The following is a 20969-nucleotide window of genomic DNA, read 5'->3' as shown; positions in this document are numbered from 1 at the left end:
CCGTTTCTCTGAAAACATTATCTTATGTAACTTATCACACCAGACATCAGAGGTCAAACGTCTGTAAAAAAGTCAGAATAGGAAAACAATAATTGGAATTAACGCATATAAGAGGAAGTATAGAGAAGTGATATAAAAGCATTTTAAAATCCCTGCCACCTCGAACAAAACTCGCTGTCTCCCTTTGTTTTAAACCGTTCCCGTAGCAGAAAAAGACCTTGACCGCTGCTACTATGTATGGCCAGATGCTCTCGTCCATCCAAAAAAAGGTTTTTTAAGTCGTTGTTTCATTTATATTTATATAACAAAAGAGCCTTCTAGTAATCTAGAAGGCTCTGAACCTATTAATTAATAAGGCTTAGAATATCCTAAGAAATGGCTGCTCCAATATGAGCTATTTAATGATGCTACTTTAACTCCATTGTCCCCAGCTTGGATAAAGCTGCCACCACCAAGGTAAATACCGATATGAGATGGGCCAGATTTATATGTGTTTTGGAAGTAAATCAAATCGCCTGGCTGTGGGTTAGATGTATGTTGGAAGCTGCTCCAATATCCAGCTACGCTTTGACGACTGATTGAATAACCAAATTTTTTGTATACGTGATAGATATAACCACTGCAGTCAACACCGTTTGCAGAAGTGCCGCCCCATACATATGGAACACCTTCCATTGATTGTGCGTATGAAAGTAGTGATGAAGTATCACGAGAGTTATTGCTTGTGTTATTATTGTTGCTGTTGTTTTCAGCTGGTTTTTGAGCTGGCTTATTTTCTTGTACACCACTTACAGGTGTTTTAGATAAGAAGCGAGTTCCTACATAGCCAGTGCGGCCGTTATAGTTAACTTTGCTCCAACCAGATTCATCTGCAAGTACTTGTACTTTTTGTCCTTGCGGTAGTGCACCGATTACACTGTAGTTTGTTCCAGCACCGCTACGTACATTTAGTGCGCTTGCGTTAATGTAATATTCGCCGCTTCCTTGAGCTGGAGTTTCGGTGTTATTGTTGTTATTTTCAGCTGGTTTTTGAGCTGTAGAAGTGCCGCCTTTTACAAATTTCACAAATTCGCTGCTAACATAACCTGTATTTCCGTTATGCTTCACTTTGAACCAACCATTTTCAGCGCCAATAACGTTTAATGTTTGGCCTTTTAATACACCGCCAATGATGCCGTGGTATGTAGCTGGGCCTGTACGAACACGTAAAGATGTAGCATCTACAACATATGTACCGCCTGTTTGAACTGTAACGTTGCTGTTATTTTGTTGTTGGTTATCTTGTGTTACGTTTGAATCAGAACCGCCTTTTGTTACATAGTCTTTGCTAACATAAGCGTTTTGTCCACCGTAGCTAATTTTGAACCAATCTTGTACTTCACCAACGACTTGTACAACTTGTCCTTTATGTACAGAGCCTAATTGTGTGTGTGAAGTGCTAGGGCCTGTACGAACACGAAGGGAAGATACACTTACGGTATAATTTCCGCTTGCTGGCTGAACAGTTGAGTTGCCTTGTGATTGAGAACCACTGTTAGAAGTGTCCGTATTTACAAATTTGCCACTAACGTAGCCAACTTGTCCATTATAGCTAATTTTGTACCAGCCATTTTCCTGGCCAATTACGTTTAATGTTTGTCCTTCATATACACGAGACGAAATGTCAGAGTTGGTGCTAGGACCTGTGCGAACGCGTAATACGTCTGCATTTACTGTGTATTTTGTTTCACTTTTTGGAGCTGTTTTAGTTGTTTGTGCTGCTTGTGCTGCAGGTTGTTGTGCGTTTTGATCAGGAGCTGCTGCCTGAACTGTGCCCATTGCCGGGGCTGCTGCACCTGCTACAGACACTGCTGCAAGACCAGCAAGATATTTTTTCATAGTTTGTCGATTCCTTTCTGTCTGTATTTTAGGTGATGAAAAAAATTACCAACTAATAAAAATTCTAAAATGGTTGTCGACTGATGTCAATGCTTATAACGAAATCCATATATGACAAAAAGGTTAAAAAAAAAGAAAGGTGCCAACTCACACCTTATTCTGTCAATTATATCTATATATTTACAATAAACAGATATACTGTTATTCATTTTTAAGGTAAAAGGCGTTGGAAGTAGAAAAGCTTTGCATAAATGTTTTTTGTAGTAATTTTGTGACAGGACCTACTTGTCCGTTTTGAATAGGGGTTCCATCTAGATGGGTAAGCGGCATTATTTCAAAGGTTGTGCCTGTAAAGAAGCATTCATCTGCTTTATATACATCATGAATGCTAAACAATTCTTCTCGCAGAGAAATATGTAATGTGTGGGCAAGTGATATAATATATTGCCGAACAATACCGTTTAAAATGAGATGATTTGCAGGATGGGTGTATAGTACATCATTTTTCACAAGAAAGAAGTTAGAATGACTACCTTCTGTGACAATGCCATTCCGAACGAGAAGAGCCTCTTTGCAGCCTTTTCGCTCTGCTTTCGTATTAGCAAGTATATTTGGTAACAAATTTAATGATTTAATATCGCAGCGAAGCCAGCGAATATCGGGTTCTGTTATCGCGCGGATCCCATATTCAATCCATAAAGCAGGTCGCTCTTTTTTTCGAATGTAGGCATAAATAGTTGGAGTTGTATCAAAAGAGAAGGCATGAACACGAGGCTTGATGCCACGGGAAATTTGTAAATAAATGATGCCGTCTTCTTGAAATTGATTCTTTTCAAGTAGTTCGTATAAGGATGAGATAAGCTCAGCTTTTGAGAGATTGAGGGACAACTCAATTTCTTCCATAGAGCGGTATAATCTTGTGATATGCGGGTCTAATAAGTGTAAAGTACCTTTATAAATACGAATAACTTCATATATGCCATCACCGAACTGTAGACCGCGCTCTTCTAAATCAATATGAGGTTGTTCTTTTGTTGTATCCATCATTCTTCCATTCCATAATATAAATCGTTCATACGTCATGTTTTTCCCTTCCTTCTCCGAGTAGTGTTTGCACATACAAATTCGAAGGTTGAAAGAAAGAATCCTGCTTTATAATACAAAAAAACAACGTTCTAGAGTAGAACGTTGCATAAAGGAGGGCAGCTTGTTTATTAGGGACAAAGCTTACATGTTTTATTATAGATATGTTTCGTGAATTTTTTGTAAAATTTTGGTAAAGGTTGTGTAATGATTACGCAGCCTTTTTTGTATAGATGTCACTATATAAAAAAGCGCTGATTACTCAGCGCTTTTTTCTTTAATTTTTGTTTTGATTGTACCTGTTTTTGTTTTGTTACCTTCATAGAAACGAAGTAAATCGCCTTCAATAATTTTATCTGACATATGCAATTCATTTTGAGCACGGTCAACCATTGCTTGTGCTTCAGCTTTTGGTACTTGTGCAACTTCACCTGTTAGGCGGTTATAGAATGTGTTATTTTTGTAAATATATTGATCAGTAACGAAGCTTCCGTCACGTAATACGACAAATGGTTTGCGTTCTGGTGCGAACAAGTCGTGCCCGAAGTGAATATCATTTGTTGTATCAACACCTAGTAAGTGAAGGATTGTTGGTTTTACATCAATTTCTCCAGCAGGTGCTGTAATTGTTTTACCTTCTTTTTGACCAGGAACGTGAATGAAGAACGGTGTACGTTGTAAGTTCATTTGGTCAAATGTTGTAATTTCTTCTTTTCCTAAGAACTGTGCCATTGCACGGTTATGGTTTTCAGAAATACCATAGTGGTCACCGTAAAATACAATAACAGAGTTATCGTAAAGACCTTCTGCTTTTAAACGTTCAATAAAGTGTTTTAACGCTTCGTCTAAATAACGAGCTGTGACTACGTAATTATCGAATACATCGTCACCAGAGTTATAAGGTTCAATTAATTTTGTTGCCTCATTATAATCAAATGGATAATGGTTTGTTAATGTAAGGAAACGTGTATAGAATGGTTTCTTAATATTTTTTAACATATCCACTGATTGATCAAAGTACTCAATATCTTTTAAACCCCAACCTAATTTTGTTTCAGGTGTTATTTTATAATCTAATTCGTTAAAGTAACGATCGTAACCAAGTGCTGGGTACACGATGTTACGGTTCCAGAACGTTGCATTGTTCGCATGGAATACAGCTGTGTAATACCCTTGATCATGCAAGATTTCTGGTGTTGCAACAAATTCATTGTTACCGTGTGTAAAGAATACAGCGCCGCGATCTAATGGATATAATGAGTTGTCTACAAGAAACTCCGCATCAGATGTTTTTCCTTGGCCTGTTTGATGATAGAAGTTGTCAAAGTAATAACTTTCTTTTGCAAATTGGTTTAAGAATGGCGTCACTTCTTGTCCGTTTACTTTCGCACCAATTAAGAATTGCTGCATGGACTCAAGAGATACAACAATTACGTTTTTCCCTTTTGCTGCGCCGAACATATTTGGATCTGGTTTTTCTTGTACTGTCTTCACATAGTTTTCTGCTTCTTGCAACTTACTTCCATCTGCAAATGCTTTTTGTGAACTTGATTTTGCTTGTAAGCCAAGATCGTATATTTGGTGTGTGTATAAACCTAAGTTTTTCACAAGCATGACGCGGTCAAATGAACGCGTTAATAATTCAGGACGCTCTGTTTCTGCAAGTCCTAAGTTTGCAAAGAAAATTGCAATTGTTGATACAAAATATAGTGAGCGCATTGGACGTGAAATACGCTCTGTTTTTGCATACTCTTTCTTTTTCTTTAACAAAATGAAGAAGAAGATAAGATCCGCAAATGCAACAACAATTTTGTAGTTAAAGAGCGATTTTACACTAGAGCCAAGACTACTGAAGTTTGACGTTTGTCCGAGTACAGGTAATGTTACGAAGTCATTATAGAAACCATAGAACATTACATTACCAACAAGAACTATAGTAAGAACAAAGTCGATTCCAAGTGCAATATAGTTACGTTTTTTACCTTTTGCAAATAATGCGAGACCCACTAGAAATAATGATGTCGCTAATGGGCTAATTAATAAAATAAACTCTTGCATAAACGATTCTAGTTTTAGGTCGAAACTAGTACGTGTGATTATATACGTTTTTAACCATAATGTAAGGGCAACAAATAACGTAAATCGCACGTTTTGAAATTGTAATTTCAAAGATTCCTTCATCCATTTACACCCTTTCTCTATCAGGCTTGGTCAATTTTTGAGAGAAAAATGCTCAAATAAAAAATACATAGTTTTCTTTGCCATGGATAGAGTTTTTTTCTTTCATACATCCATATATGACTTGAACTATGCATACCTTTTGTTTTCCTGCCTCTATGTTGTTCCGTAAGCACAACGTCATTTTTGTATTATACAACAAAATTTGGCTATTAGGAACACAGTGGAATCTTACATTTTTTTGTATTTTGTCCATTATAGCTGACAGTGAAAACTTTAACATTGGTTTATATGATCGTCAACTAAAAAATATAACAAAATTGGGAAAGAATATGTAGTAGAAGCGAGTATTTTATATTGAGAAAAATATAAAAATACAAATCGAACACTTGTTCTTTTTATGTTTATTTGTTACAATGAAAGCATATGATAAGTAACGTTCCAAGCTAGAATCTACACTATATTGTATGTGTGTGTAGTTTACTTATGTTGTAAATAAGCTAGGTATTATAGAAATAAATATGAAACTTCTATTAGTAAGAGAACATCACTTGCTTATGAAACGCTCTTACTAAATTTCTTTATTTCGTCACAAATTGACCGCGAATCGCGGAAGAATAGCGAGGGGAGATTTCATAATGAAGGAGAATTTTTCAGTTGAGGCGTTTTGGGATAAAGTAAAAAATACAGCAATTAAGGCGGGACATTCAGTCATTTATGCTAGCTTGTTGCTGTTTTATGTATTACAAAAACGAGATGTTCCAAAACGAGTAAAGCTTGTAATTATTGGTTCTCTTGCGTACTTTATTGCACCGATTGATGCGATTCCTGATTTTGTAGCTGGACTTGGTTATACAGATGACTTAGGTGCATTAACAGCTGCACTCGTACAAGCTGCAATGTATGTCGATGAAGAAGTAAAAGAACAAGCGCGTACAAAATTGGGAGAATGGTTTAGTTCTGAAGTGGATACGTCACTTATCGATCAAAAGTTAGATTCATGAAGTGAAGCGTCTAACGGAAGGAATGGAATATGCCATCAGGAAAAACACACACGAAGATAAACTTAGTTTCTCTTCCTATCGTATTATTTATGCTAGTTTCTTACGGGTTAACAAATTTTGATTTTTTACTTACGTTTGCGATTGGGTTTATTGTTGGGACGTACTTTTTAACGCCGGATTTGGATATTCATAGTGCCGCTTATCGGAAATGGGGATTACTTCGCATCTTTTGGTATCCGTATCAAACTGTGATGCCGCATCGCTCACCGCTTACCCATACCATTATTATTGGTGATTTAATTCGGCTTCTCTACATGCTGCTTGTTTTCTCACCGTTTTTATATGTGTTAAATAAAACGGTGCTAGAGGGAAATTTGCTTGGAATTGCAAAGGAGCATGAAATAGAAATTATCACGTTTGTACTCGGTGTTATAGCTGCTAGTACATTACATATTATAGCGGATGGCGTGAATACAAGGCGAAAAAAGATAATGCGCCGCAAACGGAGAAAAAGAAGATAGTAAAAGCACTTGCATATTGCAAGTGCTTTTATTCTTATAAATAAGAAACTGATTGAAAATGGATTTTTTAGTCAGCTTCTTACGTAAATATATTATCTAGCTGTGACATCTTTCATTGCTTCAGAAACACGATCAACTGCTGCTTTTCCAACATCTTCGACAGTATCAATTGCATTTTGCATCGCATCGCTTGCTGCTTCAATGCCGCGTTTTGTTTTAGTACGTCCTTCATCAATTGCATCTTGATTTCGATTTTGCTCAGCCATTTTCTAGTCCTCCTAAAGTTAGTTTTCAACTTTAGTATAAGAAAATATTATTTTGCTATTCATGAATGAACTGTAAATCACAATGTATCTCGTTTTTTATTGCAGAACATATAATCATATCATATTTGTGAAAAAGTGAACAAAGAAATTGTGAATAAAATTCGAAAAATAGGATTGTAAATAAAGGAAAATATGATAAAGTATAAATATAATATTTGTGAAAACGTTTTCTTGTAGGCGTTTTATTTTTTTAGGTCTAAAGGTCTGATGACCTGGTGGTCTATTTATATGGTTGTTAGCGAACAGGAGATACTAGAAAGGAAGAGGGACTATGAGCACATGGACACAAATTTATGATTCGCTAGGTAACATTTGGCTTTCGGCAGCAGTTGCAATGATTCCAATTATATTTTTCTTCTTGGCTTTAGCAGTTTTTCGTATGAAAGGCTATGTTGCGGGATTTATTACAGTTGTATTAACAGTTATAATTGCACTTTTCGTTTATAAAATGCCATTTACGATGGCGATGGCAGCAACTGGTTATGGTTTTGCTTATGGATTATGGCCGATTGCATGGATTATCGTTATGTCAGTGTTTTTATACAAAATTTCAGTAAAAACAGGACAGTTTGATATTATTCGTGCATCTGTTCTTTCTATAACAAGTGATCATCGTTTACTTGTTATTTTAATTGGGTTTTCATTCGGTGCGTTTTTAGAGGGGGCAGCTGGGTTTGGTGCACCGGTAGCAATTACAGCTGCGCTTCTTGCGGGACTTGGTTTAAACCCATTATACGCAGCGGGACTTTGTTTAATCGCCAATACAGCGCCGGTAGCGTTTGGGGCTATGGGTATTCCGATTTTAGTAGCTGGTCAAGTAACAGGTATTGATCCTCATAAAGTAGGACAAATGGCTGGGCATCAATTACCGCTTCTATCATTATTTGTTCCATTTTTCATCGTATTCTTAATGGATGGATTAAAAGGTGTGAAGCAAACGTGGCCTGCATTATTGGTAGCAGGCGGCTCGTTCGGGATTACGCAGTTTATTACAGCAACATATCTTGGACCTGAGCTTCCAGACATTACATCAGCATTAGTAAGCTTAGTGAGCTTAGCATTATTCTTAAAAGTATGGCAACCAAAAGAAATTTATCGTTCTGGAAAAGGACAAGAAGAAGCAGCGGCAACGGTAGATGCTGGTTCTACAGTGAATTTAGCAGCAGGAAAAGTTTTGAAAGCGTGGTCACCGTTTATTATTTTAACGGTAATGGTTGTTATTTGGAGCCAGAAATTCTTTAAAGATTTATTTGTTCCAGGAGGCGCGCTTGAAAGTTTAGTATTTAAATTTAAAGTTCCGGGTCTGCATAATTTAGTCATGAAGGCAGAGCCAATCGTTAATAAACCAACGCCGTATGAAGCTGTATTGAAGCTTGATATTTTATCAGCAACAGGAACAGCAATTTTAATCGCATGTATCATTACAATGTTTGTTTTAAAAATGAGTCCAAAACAAGCAGTAGCTACATTTAAAGAAACGTTGCAAGAATTAAAAATGCCAATTCTATCAATTGGATTAGTACTTGGTTTTGCATTTATTGCAAATTACTCTGGACTTTCATCGACGTTAGCATTGGCATTAGCAGGAACTGGAAGCTTATTCCCATTCTTCTCACCATTCCTTGGATGGATTGGGGTATTCTTAACAGGATCAGATACATCTGCAAATGCATTGTTCTCAAACCTACAAGCAATTACAGCGCAGCAAGTAGGTGTGAAGGAAGTATTACTTGTTGCTGCAAATACAACAGGTGGTGTAACGGGTAAAATGATTTCACCGCAATCGATTGCAATTGCATGTGCGGCAGTTGGACTTACTGGGAAAGAATCGGATTTATTCCGTTTCACAGTGAAGCACAGTTTATTCTTTGTAACAATTATTGGTATTATCACATATATTCAAGCTTATTATTTAACTTGGATGATTCCGTAAACAACAAAAAGGGGGCCTCTATTATCATGAGGTCCCCCTTTTTATTATTTCTGATAAGGGAAATGAACAGTTTTAATATGGTATAAATTGAAATGAAAATGTTGATTACGTGCTGTAATAAGTTCAATTTGATTGTCCGTTACTTCCGTTAATTTTCCAACTTTGTAAGCATGTATGCCTAAATCAAGTAATATAATATGTTGTTTTAGTTTTTTCAATTGTTCAGAAAACGTCCGGGCAAGTGTAAGTTTGGAGGCTGCTGGTGATAGTCTTTCTCTTTCTAATCCATAAGGCGTTTCAGCTTCTTGATAAGGAATAAGATATTTTACGTGATGAAATGGAATATATAATGTTTGATAGACAGGTGAGAGGAATACAAAATAGTCATTCATAATATGAGTGACATACCCATGTAAAAAATGTTCATGTGATAGTGCAAGTTCAATATATTGTCCTTTTGCTACTTGTAGTGTTTTTCGAAGTGAAATTGTAGATTCGGTTGATAATATATCTTGTGGTAGTAAAGATTCTGGAATTGTGAGATTTTCAAAGAGTAAGGATTCTTTGGATGGAGTTAAATGTTGAATGTGTAAACTAGAGATATACATGTATTTTTCTCCATCATACAATACAATAATATCTGAGCCTTTATCAATCATAATTCCTTCAAATGGGAGAAGCGCCCCGGATATTGTTACTTGTATGGGTTTATTCATATATTTTTGTAAATGAAGCATAATAATCTCCTTTCTTGTAATTACATATGTTCCTTTTTCTCGCTTTTAAGCTGCGAAGACCAATTTCAACCAATAATATAAGCAAAATAGCGTGAAAATGACAGTTGGCGGAATGACGAGAAATGTCGCCTTCATATACGTTCCCCAGCTGATATTTACTTTTCCTTTTCTTGTAATATACATCCACATTAAGGTTGCTAATGTACCGATTGGGAGTAGTAGTGAGCCCATGTCGCTACCGATGATGTTTGCAAGATAAATCGTTTTCAATGTAATCGGATCTAGTCCCATTTCGGTAAGGGCGATCGTACCAATCATTAAGGCAGGATGGTTATTAAAGATGTTAGAGAGGATAGAAAGTAAGCCGCCCATAATAAAGTCGGCATGAAATAAACTACTGGTAATAAGTGGATGAAGTTTTGTGACGAGAAATTCGGTTAAACCGATGTTATGAAGTCCATATACAATTACGTACATAGAAAATGCGAAAACTAACACATACCAGGGTATTTTCTTAATCATGTCAATCGGTGAAATGCGTAGTTTGTACCATCTCCACCCAAGTAAAATAATAGAGCCAATGACCGCCGTGCTGGCGATAGAAAATTGAAAGTACGATGCAATAAACAAGCTGATGCGAACACATAAAACAAATAATAGAATTCCGAACATAAATTGTGTTCGCTTACGATTTGCATCTATTTGGGGCCTTGGTTGCAATGGATGAAAAGATTTTTTAACGAAATTTTCATCTAAATATATCGGTAAGACCGGGAGCGTTTTCGGTAATTGTTTATGAAAGATGAGGAATAATAGGGACGCCATAAAAAGAAGGCCTAACGTGGCAGGAACAAACATCATTGCTGTATGCATGTATAAATCCATATGGACAATTTTTAAAGCAATTAAATTTACAATATTGCTGACACCAATTGGTGCACTTGAGGCAGTGGCGATGAGTGCGCCGCTTAATAAGTAGGGTATTTTTTGATCATGTGTAAGTCGTAAATGATGTAATAAAAGCAGTAAAATAGGGGTTGTAATTAAGATGCTGCCATCATTATTAAAGAATAATGTCATGAGAAAACAAAGAAGATTTGTATACCAAAAGAGGCGAATACCAGAGCTTTTAGCTTTTTGGGCAAGTTGAACAGCGCACCAATGAAAAAAGCCGAAACTTTCTAGAACGATCGCCATAACAATGGTCGCCATAATTGTTATGGCGGCACCAATAATTTTTGAGCTAATATCACCCAAGTCGGCAAAGGAGACGGTGCCGCTTAAAATGACAATCATTGCCCCAACTGTTGCTGGAATTGCTTCGTTCATTCCTTTTGGTCGCCAAAAGATGATGAGCATAGTTCCGAGAAACGCGAGTATGGTTATTGTAGATTGTAGGTTTATCAACTCTTTCACTCCTGTTCTTATAGTGAAGTGTCCGTACAGAATATATTCCTACACCGGTTTATACTACATATGTATGAAGTGCGGATTCGGCTTGTACTAAGTGAAATAACTATTTTTGAGTGAAAAAGAAAAAATTAAATATCTTTGCATTTTTTAGACAATGATGTATGATAGGGTCGTAGTAAAAATTTAATCAGTGAAAAACTGGGGGTGCCCGATAGAGCTGGGCTGAGAGAGAAGCGTGTTGAAGCTTCTTAACCCTTTGGACCTGATCTGGTTCGTACCAGCGGAGGGAAGTTGTCGGCTTTACATAACAATGTCTTTATGTAGCCAGGTCCTATTCTTTATGATGGGCCTGGCTTTTTTATTTGGCATTGCTAGCCGCTAGTTCTCATCCTTGTCACAAGAAAAGTGAAGACACAGGGGAGGAAAAAATGATGAAACAATCTGTTTCAGCTGAGCAAATTGAGTTGAAGTCAAGTTTACCGGGAAGCAAGAAGGTATACGTAGAAGGTACGCGTGAAGACATGAAAGTACCAATGCGTGAGATTGCACAAAGCGATACAAACGGTGTGCCAAACCCGGCTATTCGTGTGTATGATACGAGTGGTCCTTATACAGATCCGAATTACAAAGTGGAGTTAGAAAAGGGGATGCAGGCGCCGCGCCGCTGCTGGATTGTGGAACGAGGAGATGTAGAAGAGTATGAAGGTCGTGAAGTGAAGCCGGAAGATGATGGAGTGAAAGCAGAATCTACACATACGCCTGTATTCCCACAAATGGGACGGAAGCCACTCCGTGCAAAAGACGGGGCAAATGTTACGCAAATGCATTATGCGCGTAAAGGTATCATCACATCAGAGATGGAATATGTAGCCATTCGCGAAGGTGTGGAGCCTGAATTTGTGCGGAAGGAAATCGCTGAAGGTCGTGCTATTTTACCAGCAAATATTAATCACCCGGAAGCAGAACCGATGATTATTGGTCGTAACTTCCATGTGAAAGTAAATGCGAATATTGGGAACTCGGCTGTTTCATCATCTATTGCTGAAGAAGTTGAGAAGATGACGTGGGCAACGCGCTGGGGTGCTGATACAATTATGGACCTTTCTACTGGGAAAAATATTCATACGACACGTGAATGGATTATTCGTAATGCTCCTGTACCAGTTGGAACAGTGCCGATTTATCAAGCACTTGAAAAGGTAAACGGAATTGCGGAAGATTTAACGTGGGAAGTATACCGTGATACGCTAATTGAACAAGCGGAGCAGGGGGTAGATTACTTTACCATTCATGCTGGTGTGCTGCTTCGTTACATTCCGCTTACAGCAAAGCGTGTAACAGGAATTGTGTCACGCGGTGGCTCGATTATGGCGCAGTGGTGTCTATACCATCATCAAGAAAACTTCTTGTATACACACTTTGAAGAAATTTGTGAAATTATGAAGAAGTACGATGTTTCCTTCTCTCTTGGAGATGGATTACGCCCTGGTTCGATTGCGGATGCAAACGATGAATCTCAATTTTCTGAGCTTGAAACATTAGGAGAGCTTACAAAAATTGCTTGGAAGCATGACGTCCAAGTGATGATTGAAGGGCCAGGACATGTACCAATGCATTTAATTAAAGAGAATATGGATAAAGAGCTGGAGATTTGTCACGGTGCACCGTTTTATACGCTTGGACCATTAACGACAGACATTGCACCTGGTTATGATCATATTACTTCTGCAATCGGTGCAGCAATGATCGGCTGGTTTGGTACAGCAATGCTTTGTTATGTAACACCGAAAGAACATCTTGGCCTGCCAAACAAAGATGACGTTCGTGAAGGTGTGATTACGTATAAAATTGCTGCGCACGCTGCTGATCTTGCAAAAGGTCATAAAACAGCACATGAGCGTGATGATGCTCTTTCAAAAGCGCGCTTTGAATTTCGCTGGCGTGATCAATTTAATTTATCATTAGACCCTGAACGTGCAATGGAATATCACGATGAAACATTGCCGGCAGAAGGAGCAAAGACAGCGCATTTCTGCTCTATGTGCGGTCCGAAGTTTTGCAGTATGAGAATTTCGCATGATATTCGTGAGTATGCGAAAGAGAATGATTTAGAAACAACAGAAGCAATTGAGAAAGGTATGAAAGAAAAAGCAGAAGAGTTTAAAGAAGCGGGTAGTCAGTTATATAAATAAGTAGAAAACCTGAAATAAAAACCCTTTCTTTTTAAGGGGGGCGAGAGCGTTTGGCCGTGCATAGAATCTGCCACGTGCGATGTAAAACAAAGATAGAAGGAAGTGGAGAGTCTACTTTGTTTTGTATGCTAGGGTCTTAAATAGAAAGTGCCTTTCTAAACATCCCTTAATCTATGATCATGTGTACCTAACCTAATGTAGATAATCATCCCCCCGCTGAGCGAGAGCGGGGGGATTTGTTGTTCTATGGAGATGGAAAATGAGAAGAATTGGAGGGAGATAGTAAAATTATGTTTTATAGTTTTAATGTTGGAAAAATTATAAATCTAGTTAAAATGCTATATAATGAATATGTAGAATAACCAATATTTGGTTTTGTTTATTATATGTTACGAAAAGGGGATGGGGTATTGGAATTAGATAGATTAAGAGAGGATATAGCGGCAAGAGGTAAACGGGGATTGCATTTTATTCTGGCTTCAATCATGATTTGGAGTGCTATCTTAGTAGTATGGCTACTTCCGTTGAAAGGGATATCAACAAAAAACTTATTAACATTTTGTATTACTGCAACACTTTTACCAATCGCTTTTATGATATCTAAATTAATTAAAGCGGAATTTTCAACGAAAGATAATTCGTTAAACAATTTAGGGATATTATTTTCTTGTAATCAATTCTTATATATTTTAATTGCAATGTGGATTTATCAAGCAGCTCCTGAAAAAATGGTTATGATCTTAGCAATAATATTTGGAGCACATATATTTGGAGCACATTTACTACCTTTTGGATGGCTGTATAAATCTAAAGCGTATTTTGTAATGGCTATCATTGTTTCTTTCGCATCTTTAGTAGTAGGAATTATTTTTAGCCCAGTAATAGTGGCAATAGTTATGATATCTTTAGAAATTGTATTTTCTATATGGCTAAGTTTTGAGATTAAGGCTTTAGGAAATTAGGATGCATTTAGAAGCAAATGAAAAAACTGTCTGGCCATGCATAGAAGCAGTCGGTGCCTTATATGTTGAAAGATCATGTGTATTATAAATAATCATCCCCCTGCTGAGCGAGGGCAGGGGGATTTTGTTTCGTTTGATAAGTTAACGGGCGAAAATGAGCTGTACCCAGTAGAATAAGAGGAAGAGGGTTACGATTGTGGTGAGTGGGATAACAATTAAGGAGACGCTCAAGTAATCTTTCCATTTTACTTTAATTTTATTTTGCTTTAGGATATACATCCAAATAAGAGAAGCGAGTGTACCGATTGGTAATAACAATGATCCCATATCGCTACCAATGATGTTTGCAAGATAGATGGTTTTGAGGGTAACTGGATCTAATCCCATTTCTGTTAAGGTAATCGTTCCAATCATTAAGGCAGGATGGTTGTTAAAGATGTTTGATAGAATTGAAACGAGTCCCCCCATGGTAAAGCTAGCATATAATAAACTTTGATTGACAATCGGTTCGCATGCTTGGACAAGCCAAGCTGTTAATCCAGCATTATGAAGCCCGTAAATCATAACGTACATGGAAAAAGCGAAAATGAGAATGTGCCATGGTGTCTTTTTTAATATATCGACTGGGTTTGTTCGTAAATAATACCATCTCCATATGAGGAGAATGAGAGAGCCAATCACGGCAACAATTTCAATCGGAATTGCAAAGAACGAGGCAACGAAAAGAAGACAACGCATAAGGAAGACAAACAGTAACACTTTTAACATAAATTTCGTGCGTTTACTTTTCGTATCAATCGAATTTTTTCCTTTTAATGGATGGAAGTGTTTTGTGAAGAAGACTTCTTCAATGTCGTAAGCGGATTTTGGTAGTTGTTTCGGTAGTTTCTTTTTCACAACTATATACATGAGCCATGACATAAAGAGAAGTCCTAATGTTGCAGGCACAAACATCATTGCTGTATGCATATAGAGCGTCATATGAACGATATTTAGTGCGATTAAATTTACAATATTACTAACGCCAATTGGAGCACTAGAAGCAGTTGCAATTAATGCGCCGCTTAATAAATATGGAATTTGTTGATGCGGTTTTAATTGAAGGTTTTTTAGAAGTAAAATTAAAATTGGTGTTGTAATTAAAATGCTACCATCGTTATTAAATAATAATGTCATAAGAAAACAGAGTAATTGGATATACCAATATAAGCGATGCCCAGAGCCTTTTGCTAAGTTCGCGAGCCTGGCTGCTGCCCAGTGAAAGAAACCAAAACTTTCTAATATAACAGCCATAACGATCGTGGCGAGGATGGTAATAGAGGCGCCGCCAATTTTACTAATGATATCAGTAATGTCACTGCGTGATACGAGGCCGGCAATAATGATAGTTCCCGCTCCAATTGCAGCTGGCCATGCTTCATTTAATCCGCCTGGTCGCCAAAATATGATGGTCATGGTAAGAAGAAAAACAACAACCGTAATCCAAATTTCGATACCCATAGCTAGCCTACCCTTCTAATTTTTGAAATTTGAACAAGAGTATTTCGACTTGTCCAAGACTTTCTATTTAATCATATTCAAATTGTTAAAAGAAGGTATGAGCCATTACACTAACTATTGTAAATATGTATGTTTGATATTTTAGGGGAAAGATCTAGTATATAGGAATTTTGGAGTGAAAATAGGCACATATTCAGTATGTGCCTATTAGGTATTTATAACAGAAAAGCGAATGCGTGCATCTACCTAATTTTCTTTTGCTAGGTAAATGCGGAGTGAAATCTACTCTTTATTTTGTGGTAGATGATGTTTGACTAAGAATTTTTAATTATATAATGGACAGAACACCATTTTTTAGGTGAGCAGGAGCGAGTGGAGGTTCTGTTTTGGTTTGTGAGCTGGTGTCTTTATTATTCTATGTTGAATTATGTCGTAACGTCTTTGCCCCGCCATTTGCGGGCAGTAAAGGCTGAAGAAGAGCAGGGAAGAAAACAGCCCGTAAAATCCCGATTGGTGAGGGCTAACCATCATTGAGAAAGCGTCACTGATGGAAGTTTCACTTTAAAAATGATCGATCCTTCAAGAATAAGTTCCAGAAGAAGATGAATCCTGGTAGTAAAATTGCGATACCGATAGCATAGAGAACGAGCAGTGCATAAAATGTTTCTGTCGTTGTAAAGCTTGTGAAAACTGTCACGTCTGGATAAATAATATACGGAAGATGGGCAACGCCATAAGCGTAGCTTGCAAATCCATATTGGGCGACGACAGACAGAACTGCAATGCGCGGCCAACCTAGTATTCCTTGCCTTTTGTTCGTCCACCAAAGTGAGGAATAGCCAATGATAAAAAAGATGATTGAGATTGTAAACCATAGGAACTGTTTAATTAAACCTTCCATGAGCCAATGTGTTTCCGGTTCCATGACGACAAGTGCGATGATGGCAGTGACAAGCGTTGCAGGACCAAGTAAGATGGCATTTCGTCGATAGAGACGATATGTATCTTTAGAGCCTTGTTCGCTAGCGAAGTCAGCGAGGAAGAGTGCTGATAAAAAGAGTTCGGACGTTAAGCCAAAGAGCATGTACCAATATACAACCGGGCTTGATAATAATTTTCCATATAGTAACGTTTCTTTCCCGTTAGCAGTGGTAATGAAGGCTCCTTCTGTTACGGGGAGAACTGTAATTAGGAGAGCTGGAATCAATAGGCCAGTAATGCCTGAAATTGTGCGCAGTATACGCTCGTACTTTGGCACAGAGTAAGCGAACACCATAAAGGTACTGCGAATGGCAACGAGAATGAGAATTAAGGTAACAGGTACAAACATTGCTGTTGCAAGTGTAAAGGCGGCCTTTGGAAAGAAGCCGAGAAATGCTACAACGACAAAGACTAGAAATGTATTCGTAACTTCCCACGTTGGAGATAAGTAACGATTCGCCAGCTTTCCAGCAAGTGTTGGATGTTTTGCGTACACCATCCCCCAAAAGCCGGCTCCGAAATCAATGGAGCCTAAAATACTGTACACAAAAATGACGGCCCAGAGAATGATAATAGCGATACTTGCTTCATGCATGTGAATCCCCCCCGTTCGGTTGTAAGTCGTTCTTTAATGGATGTCGCCTAAAGAATGTTCGTAATACGAAGATAGTTAATGCACCAAGAGCGATGTAAAGGACGACAAATACGACGAATAATGGTCCGACAAAATCAGCACGCGTGGCAGCATCTGTCGTCCGCTGAAATCCATAAATTGTCCAAGGCTGCCGACCGCTGCAGCTGAAAATCCAACCAAATTCAATGCCAAGAAGCATAATTGGACCGCACGCCGCAGTGGCCCATAGCATCCATTTCGGTAATTGTCCTCCTTTTTTCCGGTAAATGAAGTACCAATATCCAAGAGAAATTGCAGCGACGGCAAATGTAAATGTAGCTGTTCCAACCATTAAATCAAAGAATAGATGAGTGTAAAAGGGCGGCCACGTTTCTTGCGGAAATTCATTTAATCCTTTTACAACTGTGCTTGGAGAAAAACCAACTAACATGCTCAGCAGATTTGGAAATTCAATGGCGTATTTTAATTTGTTTGTTTCTGGATCAAGTACGCCGCCAACAGCCAGCGGTGCATGTGATTGTGTCTGATATAATGCTTCTGCTGCTGCTAATTTCTCTGGTGAGTGCTCATGCAGAGCAATCGCAGATTCATGTCCAGAAAGCCACATGATTGCGCCTGCAATAAATGTTACGATTAAACCTAAATATAGTCCTTTTTTATGATAGGTAATCTCCTGTGCGCTTTTATTTCGTTTTAACAATTTGAAACCGGCAATCGAAGTGATGACAGCAGCTCCTGTTGCATAAGCTGTAATGACAACATGGATGGAGCTTGTGACAAAGCTTGGATTAAAAAAGGCTTTCCAAGGGTCGACATTATAGACTGAGCCGTCTGCTGCCATTGAAAATCCGGCTGGTGTATTCATCCATGTATTTGCCGATGTAATAAGTACAGCAGATGCAGTTGCACCGAACATCACAAAAAAGAGCGATATTAATCGCATGGATGGTGGCAATTTATCAGCAGCATACACATAAATGGACATGAACAACGCTTCTAGGAAGAAGGCGAAAATTTCAATTTGAAACGGGACGGAAATGACTTGTCCGACAATCTTCGCAAAGCCAGGCCAAAGCAAGGAAATCTGGACGCCTACAATTGTTCCTGTTGGAATGGCAACGCCAAGGAGAATCGCAAATGCTTTCGTCCATCTTTTGGCCATCACAGAATAATCGGGATCCTTTTTCCAGTGATATAACACTTCACTTATAAAAATCATTAAAGAAAGGCCGATTCCTAGCGTTGCAAAAATAATATGGAAAGCTAACGATGATCCAAAGAAAGCGCGCGATAGTGTAACAGTATCCATATGTCCTACTCCTCTTCTTTTTTTGCCATTATTTTCTTACCATTATGGAAAATTTATTCAACAAAGTGACAAAAAATATGTATGTACTTGAGGAGAGATTATGATATTATAATGTTGAAATCTTCAGAAAATAAACAAAAAGAAGAATTTGTATTTTATAATTGTGCTTTGAAGAAAAATGTTTTATAATGCTTTATGCGAACGTTAGTTCCGTTTTGGTTTTTATAAACGATAAGGCAGAAATGCTAATGTTCACTGGATTTAGTCGTATTCATGAAACGGAGGGGGAAGTTTTCATGTATCCAGAAGTCATTAAAAAAATGGCATTTTCGAAAGAGCATAAAGATTTATTGTTAAAGCTATATAATAAAGAAATTACAAGGCGTGAATATGATCGTCTCGTACAGGCATTATATCGGCCAGCAAAAGAAAGCATATAGTGAAGGAATAACTTCATTCTATAGCATTAAAGGAAAAGAGGTAATCTGAAAAAGGTTACCTCTTTTTGTATAGCGAAGAATACGTTCTGTTTTTCAATGCGATTTTCGGAATTGTAAGTCTTTCTTAAAGGAAGTGAATTTAGCATAGAAAATTTTTGTTTATATGCTCGTCATATGAGAATTCCCCTAGACATATATATAGGTTAGCTTAACCATATGGATAGCTGGAAAGGGCGAATGAGAAAGGGGGCATCATATGAATATTTTGCTTTGCTGCGCTGCGGGCATGTCTACGAGTTTGCTTGTTACAAAGATGGAGAGAGCAGCAGAGGCGCAAGGGATAGAAGCTAGAATTTGGGCTGTATCTGGGACGGAAGTTCGTAATCATATTGATGAAGCGGATGTATTATTATTAGGCCCGCAAGTACGCTATCTCTTACCGAAAATGCAAGAGCTCTGTAAAGAGAAAGGAATACCTGTTAATGTCATTCAACCAATGCACTACGGACTTTGTAATGGAGAAGCGGTGTTACAAGCGGCATTGTCAATGAAGGCATAAGGAGAGTGGAGAGAATGACAGGGTTTTTAGAAAGATATGTTATGCCTGTAGCGGGAAGAGTTGCAGAGCAGCGTCACTTACAAGCTGTTCGAGACGGAATTATTTTAACGATGCCTTTCTTAATTATCGGATCATTTTTCTTAATTATTAGTGCGTTGCCGATACCTGGATATAATGATTTTATGGCTAATTTATTTGGACCTGGCTGGCAAAAGGCATTAGGGTATCCGGTAAGTGCCACGTTTAATATTATGTCCTTAATAGCATCTTTTGGAATCGCTTACAGATTGGCGGAACAATATAAAGTAGATGCATTAGCATCAGGGGCGTTGTCGCTTGTGTCATTCTTATTAGCAACGCCATTTCAAGTTTCTCATATTGTAGAAGTGACGAAGGAAAGTATTTTAGTAGAAGGTGTGATTCCGGCTGTACTTACTGGCAGCCAAGGTTTATTTGTGGCGATGATTTTAGCACTTATATCTACAGAAATATACCGTGTTATTATACAGAAAAATATTGTAATTAAAATGCCAGAAACTGTACCGCCAGCCGTATCGCGTTCGTTTGTTGCACTGATTCCTGGTTTTGTTGTGATTATAGTTGTGTGGATTATACGGTTAATTTTGGAACATACTTCGTTTGGCAGCATTCATAATATTGTGGGCCAATTGCTACAAGCACCGCTTGGTGCGCTTGGTGCTAGCTTATTTGGAGCAGTGGTTGCGATTATTCTTATTCAAGTATTGTGGGCATGCGGGATTCACGGAGCGGCAATTGTTGGCGGCGTGATGGGGCCAATTTGGCTCTCATTAATGGATCAAAACCGTGTCGCCTTTCAAGCTGGGCAAGATGTACCAAATACAATTACGCAGCAATTTTTTGATTTATGGATTTATATGGGCGGTTCTGGAGCGACGCTCGCACTTGTCGTAGCGATGTTACTATTTGCACGAAGTCAGCAATTAAAAAGTTTAGGCCGGTTATCTATTGGACCAGGTATTTTTAATATTAATGAGATGGTGACATTTGGAATGCCAATTGTATTAAATCCCCTTCTTCTTATTCCATTTATTCTTGTTCCTCTTGTTCTAACAATTGTGACATATTTTGCGATGGAATGGGGCCTTGTAGCGCGGCCGAGCGGCGCAGCTGTACCGTGGACAACACCAATTCTATTTAGCGGCTATTTAGCAACGGGCGGTAAGGTTTCAGGTGTTGTGATGCAGCTAGTAAATTTCTTCTTAGCTTTTTTCATCTATTTCCCATTCTTAAAAATGTGGGATAAGCAAAAGCAGGAAGAAGAAAGGGGGGAGCAATAG

Annotated in this window: 17 protein-coding genes and 1 riboswitch; of the genes, 8 read left to right on the top strand and 9 right to left on the bottom strand. The window is 38.0% G+C overall.

The features are described 5' to 3' along the window. Positions 1–348: 348 nt before the first annotated feature. The 3 genes from PLX19_RS16390 to PLX19_RS16380 all read right to left on the bottom strand — a co-directional run bounded on the left by PLX19_RS16390 (position 349) and on the right by PLX19_RS16380 (position 5142). Complete coding sequence (locus PLX19_RS16390) at positions 349–1878, bottom strand: C40 family peptidase (protein ID WP_272189800.1); 1530 nt, start codon at positions 1876–1878, stop codon at positions 349–351. A 201-nt stretch (positions 1879–2079) separates the two neighbouring features. Further along, positions 2080–2961, bottom strand: coding sequence for a D-amino-acid transaminase (locus PLX19_RS16385; protein ID WP_272189798.1), 882 nt, complete (start codon positions 2959–2961; stop codon positions 2080–2082). A gap of 258 nt (positions 2962–3219) precedes the next feature. After that, complete coding sequence (locus PLX19_RS16380; RefSeq protein WP_272189797.1) at positions 3220–5142, bottom strand: LTA synthase family protein; 1923 nt, start codon at positions 5140–5142, stop codon at positions 3220–3222. Between the two features lie 635 nt (positions 5143–5777). Here PLX19_RS16380 and PLX19_RS16375 point away from each other — a divergent pair. Both PLX19_RS16375 and PLX19_RS16370 read left to right on the top strand, forming a co-directional pair. Next, positions 5778–6143 (top strand): YkvA family protein, encoded by a 366-nt coding sequence (locus tag PLX19_RS16375; protein ID WP_272189796.1) that lies wholly within the window; start codon positions 5778–5780, stop codon positions 6141–6143. Between the two features lie 29 nt (positions 6144–6172). Continuing rightward, a complete protein-coding gene (locus PLX19_RS16370) occupies positions 6173–6664 on the top strand; it encodes a metal-binding protein (protein ID WP_272189795.1) in 492 nt (163 codons plus the stop codon). A 92-nt stretch (positions 6665–6756) separates the two neighbouring features. Here PLX19_RS16370 and PLX19_RS16365 read toward each other — a convergent pair whose 3' ends face one another. Next, complete coding sequence (locus PLX19_RS16365; RefSeq protein WP_272189793.1) at positions 6757–6930, bottom strand: hypothetical protein; 174 nt, start codon at positions 6928–6930, stop codon at positions 6757–6759. Positions 6931–7261: 331 nt separating this feature from the next. Between PLX19_RS16365 and PLX19_RS16360 the strand changes: the two genes are divergently transcribed. Then, positions 7262–8923 (top strand): lactate permease LctP family transporter, encoded by a 1662-nt coding sequence (locus tag PLX19_RS16360; RefSeq protein ID WP_272189791.1) that lies wholly within the window; start codon positions 7262–7264, stop codon positions 8921–8923. A 44-nt stretch (positions 8924–8967) separates the two neighbouring features. On the opposite strand, the gene PLX19_RS16355 is transcribed toward PLX19_RS16360, so the two are convergent. Next, entirely contained in the window at positions 8968–9660 is a 693-nt protein-coding gene (locus PLX19_RS16355) for a DUF2642 domain-containing protein (protein ID WP_272189790.1), read from the bottom strand. A gap of 45 nt (positions 9661–9705) precedes the next feature. Next, a complete protein-coding gene (locus PLX19_RS16350; protein ID WP_272189923.1) occupies positions 9706–11064 on the bottom strand; it encodes an arsenic transporter in 1359 nt (452 codons plus the stop codon). 199 nt (positions 11065–11263) lie between these two features. Continuing rightward, a riboswitch (TPP riboswitch) is annotated at positions 11264–11379 on the top strand. Positions 11380–11504: 125 nt separating this feature from the next. On the opposite strand from PLX19_RS16350, the gene thiC reads away from it, so the two are divergent. Together thiC and PLX19_RS16340 are read left to right on the top strand one after the other, a co-directional pair. Then, the gene (thiC, locus tag PLX19_RS16345; protein WP_272189789.1) at positions 11505–13265 is read left to right on the top strand and encodes a phosphomethylpyrimidine synthase ThiC; all 1761 of its coding nucleotides are present in this window, start codon (positions 11505–11507) and stop codon (positions 13263–13265) included. Positions 13266–13675: 410 nt separating this feature from the next. Continuing rightward, the gene (locus tag PLX19_RS16340; protein WP_272189788.1) at positions 13676–14227 is read left to right on the top strand and encodes a DUF7010 family protein; all 552 of its coding nucleotides are present in this window, start codon (positions 13676–13678) and stop codon (positions 14225–14227) included. A 141-nt stretch (positions 14228–14368) separates the two neighbouring features. Here PLX19_RS16340 and PLX19_RS16335 read toward each other — a convergent pair whose 3' ends face one another. From PLX19_RS16335 to PLX19_RS16325, 3 genes are all read right to left on the bottom strand, one after another. Further along, positions 14369–15727 (bottom strand): arsenic transporter, encoded by a 1359-nt coding sequence (locus PLX19_RS16335; protein WP_272189787.1) that lies wholly within the window; start codon positions 15725–15727, stop codon positions 14369–14371. Between the two features lie 556 nt (positions 15728–16283). Next, positions 16284–17303, bottom strand: a complete 1020-nt coding sequence (locus tag PLX19_RS16330) for a cytochrome d ubiquinol oxidase subunit II (protein ID WP_272189785.1) — start codon at positions 17301–17303, stop codon at positions 16284–16286. Next, positions 17296–18651, bottom strand: a complete 1356-nt coding sequence (locus PLX19_RS16325) for a cytochrome ubiquinol oxidase subunit I (protein WP_272189784.1) — start codon at positions 18649–18651, stop codon at positions 17296–17298. The genes PLX19_RS16330 and PLX19_RS16325 overlap by 8 nt, the downstream gene beginning before the upstream one ends. Before the next feature lie 296 nt (positions 18652–18947). Between PLX19_RS16325 and PLX19_RS16320 the strand changes: the two genes are divergently transcribed. The 3 genes from PLX19_RS16320 (at position 18948) to celB (ending at position 20969) form a co-directional block, all read left to right on the top strand. Continuing rightward, positions 18948–19091 (top strand): hypothetical protein, encoded by a 144-nt coding sequence (locus tag PLX19_RS16320; protein ID WP_272189783.1) that lies wholly within the window; start codon positions 18948–18950, stop codon positions 19089–19091. A 256-nt stretch (positions 19092–19347) separates the two neighbouring features. Next, positions 19348–19650: a PTS sugar transporter subunit IIB gene (locus PLX19_RS16315; RefSeq protein WP_272189782.1), complete on the top strand. Its 303-nt coding sequence runs from the start codon at positions 19348–19350 to the stop codon at positions 19648–19650. A gap of 14 nt (positions 19651–19664) precedes the next feature. Further along, on the top strand, positions 19665–20969 hold the full coding sequence (gene celB, locus PLX19_RS16310; protein ID WP_272189780.1) for a PTS cellobiose transporter subunit IIC: 1305 nt from the start codon (positions 19665–19667) through the stop codon (positions 20967–20969).

The sequence above is a fragment of the Bacillus sp. BP-3 genome, assembly GCF_028401955.1.
Classification (GTDB): domain Bacteria; phylum Bacillota; class Bacilli; order Bacillales; family Bacillaceae_G; genus Bacillus_A.
Note: the sequence above shows the minus strand (reverse complement) of the source record. Positions and strands in the feature narration are given on the sequence as shown.